The sequence below is a fragment of the Actinoplanes sp. NPDC049802 genome (assembly GCF_040656595.1).
GTDB lineage: Bacteria > Actinomycetota > Actinomycetes > Mycobacteriales > Micromonosporaceae > Actinoplanes.
Genome location: NZ_JBFAMR010000002.1, coordinates 166678 through 169527, shown reverse-complemented (window position 1 = coordinate 169527; position 2850 = coordinate 166678). Strand labels below are relative to the sequence as shown.

2 protein-coding genes are annotated in these 2850 nt (G+C 71.5%); both read left to right on the top strand.

Annotated features, from left to right (window positions below):
* Window positions 1-297: 297 nt before the first annotated feature.
* Window positions 298-591 (top strand): hypothetical protein, encoded by a 294-nt coding sequence (locus tag AB0I88_RS02215; RefSeq protein WP_361017362.1) that lies wholly within the window; start codon window positions 298-300, stop codon window positions 589-591.
* 109 nt (window positions 592-700) lie between these two features.
* On the top strand, window positions 701-1744 hold the full coding sequence (locus tag AB0I88_RS02210; RefSeq protein WP_361017360.1) for a pectinesterase family protein: 1044 nt from the start codon (window positions 701-703) through the stop codon (window positions 1742-1744).
* Window positions 1745-2850: the final 1106 nt, after the last annotated feature.

Sequence of the window (2850 nt, the reverse complement as noted above, 5' to 3'; positions counted from 1 at the left end):
GGTCGGGTTTGCGGCGTACCGGGACGGGTCGGGCTCACGGCGTACCGGGACGGGTCGGGCTCACGGCGTACCGGGACGGGCCGGGCTCACGGCGTACCGGGACGGGCCGGGCTCACGGCGTACCGGGAAAAGGCCGGGGGAGACGCACGGTCGGGAGCGCGGCAGGTGACCGATATGTCCGCGCGCTGGCGTGATCTTCGCCCGAGCGACCTTGACAGGAGTGCCAGGTGCGCACCAGAGTGACGCACTCACCCCCGCTGACCTGCGAATACGCTGCCAGGAAGGGCAATTGTGGACATGGATCTGCATCCTGACGATCACGACGAACTGATGCACGGCAGCTCCATCCTCGAGATGTGGCGCCGCAGCGATCACGCTGTTCAGGTCGCCGAGGAACTGATGCGGATGCACGGCGGCACTGTTCCGATGAGCGAGCTGCTGTGGCTGGGCGCCGAGTCCTTCCTGCCGCGGCCGTGGAACGCGGGCCGTGCGCCGGAGCCGGTCGACGCGGCCGTCCAGGTCTACAACCGCTGGCGCAGACTCGAGGAGCGCCGCCTCCAGCGCCGCGAACAGGCCGGCGAGAGCTCCTGACCGCGCCCGTCGTTCCGCCGAAGATTTCATTGACGCTGTCCGGCGACCCGTCTACGGTGTCGAGGAAAGCGCTTTCCCCCAGCGCAATCCCCACACCAAGGAGCGTGGTATGCGTCGGCGCACCTTCCTCGGCATGTCCTCCGGCTTCGGCATCGTGGCGACCGGCCTGACCGCGACCCCGGCTCTCGCGGACAGCCGACGGCCGGATCTGACGGTCGCCACCGACGGCAGCGGCGATCACACCGGCATCCAGGCCGCGATCGACGCGGCGCCGGCCGGTGCGACAGTGCCGTACGTCATCGGCGTCCGCCCCGGCGCCTATCACGGCCAGGTCATCGTGCCCGCCACCAAGACCATGATCGAGCTGCGCGGCCTGGGCCGGCGCCCGGACGACGTGGTGATCGCCGACGACCGGGCCAACGGGACCCCCAAACCCGGCGGCGGCACCTGGGGCACCTCGGGCAGCGCGTCGGTCACCGTGGACGGCGCCGGTTTCCGAGCCACCAACCTGACGTTCGCGAACCTGTTCGACGAGGCCGCCCACCCGGAGATCACCGGACGGCAGGCGGTGGCCGTGCTGACCCGGGCCGACCGGCTGATCTTCGACCGGGTGCGGTTCCTCGGCAACCAGGACACCCTCTACGTCAACAGCAGCGCGGCCGGTGTGGTGGCCCGGGTCCACCTGCGCGACTGTTACGTGGAAGGCGACGTCGACTTCATCTTCGGCCGGGCCACCGCCGTCTTCGACCGGTGCCGGATCCACTCGCTCCACCGCGGCAGCGGGTACGTCACCGCGCCGAGCACCGACATCACCAACCCGTACGGGCTGCTCTTCCAACGCTGCCGGTTCACCTCCGACGCTCCGGCCGGCACGGTCTTCCTGGGCCGCCCCTGGCATCCCGGCAACGACCCGAACGCGATCGGGCAGACGATCATCCGGGACTCCTGGATCGGCGCGCACATCCCCGACACAGCCTGGAGCGACTTCGGCACCTGGCCGTGGGAGCAGGCGCGGTTCTTCGAACACCGCAACGCCGGGCCGGGCGCGATCGTCTCGGCGAACCGGCCGCAGTTGACCGCCGAGCAGGCCCGGGAGTACACCGCTGCCGCGTTCCTGCGCGGCAGCGACGGCTGGGCCCCGGACCGCTGCTAGCGTCCGCGGCACTGTCTGGTCTTTGTTCCGCCTGGTCTTTGTTCCGCCTGGTCTTGTTCCGTCCGCTGGGCGCCAGCGCTGTCTCAGCGCCGCTGAGGCCGCGCCCAGTGCCGGCTGTGTGGTTGTGGCAGGTCGTGGGTGTTGTTTCGGCGCCGTTGAGGCCGCGCCCAGCGCCGGCTGTGTGGCTGTGGCTGGTCGTGGGTGCTGACCCCGCTGGCTTATCAGTAAAGGTCGCTACCAGCGCATGTCCGGTCCGGCCGTGCTTTGCCAGGCCTCACGACGTGGGTGCGGGGTAGCGGAGACCGGACGTGGACCAGGGATTCGATGACCGTCGACGTCGACGTCGACGTCGACGGCGATCGGCGATTCAAGACCGGTGAAGACCCGTCCGCTGCGGCGGTTGCGCATGTAGACGGCGTTGCGTGAACGGTGGTGCTCGTCGCTGCGCAGGACCGGCGAGGTGACCCGGCCGGCCGCGAGGGCTCCTCGGCGACCGCTGCTGACGCTGCACCTTGAACTCCAGAGTTCGGCATCGACCGGCCGCCATACGCAACCACCGCCACGTTCACCGGCTGGCAGCGGACGCGGAGACGAGTCCCGGTCCGGGGAGACGGGACACGGATTTCGGCTATCTGTGTTCGGCAGACGTGACACCCGCAACGGGTGTCGTCACACCCACTCCGGGTGTCGCGTTCTCGAGCACACATCGTCCTGCACGCCGGCCCTCCGCCCTCCGCCCTCCGCCCACCGGACGCCAGGGCGCCGGGGTGGCAGGACGCCGGGACGCCAGGACGGCAGAGCGCCAGGACGGTAGGACGCCGGGACGGCAGAGCGCCGGGACGGCAGAGCGCCGGGACGCCGGGACGCCGGGACGCCGGGACGCCGGGACGCCGGGACGCCGGGACGCCGGGACGCCGGGACGCCGGGACGCCGGGACGCCGGGACGCCAGGACGGCAGAGCGCCAGGACGGTAGGACGCCAGGACGGTAGGACGGCAGAGCGCCGGGACGGCAGAGCGCCGGGACGGCAGAGCGCCGGGACGGCAGAGCGCCGGGACGGCAGAGCGCCGGGACGGCAGAGCGCCGGGACGGCAGAGCGCCGGGACG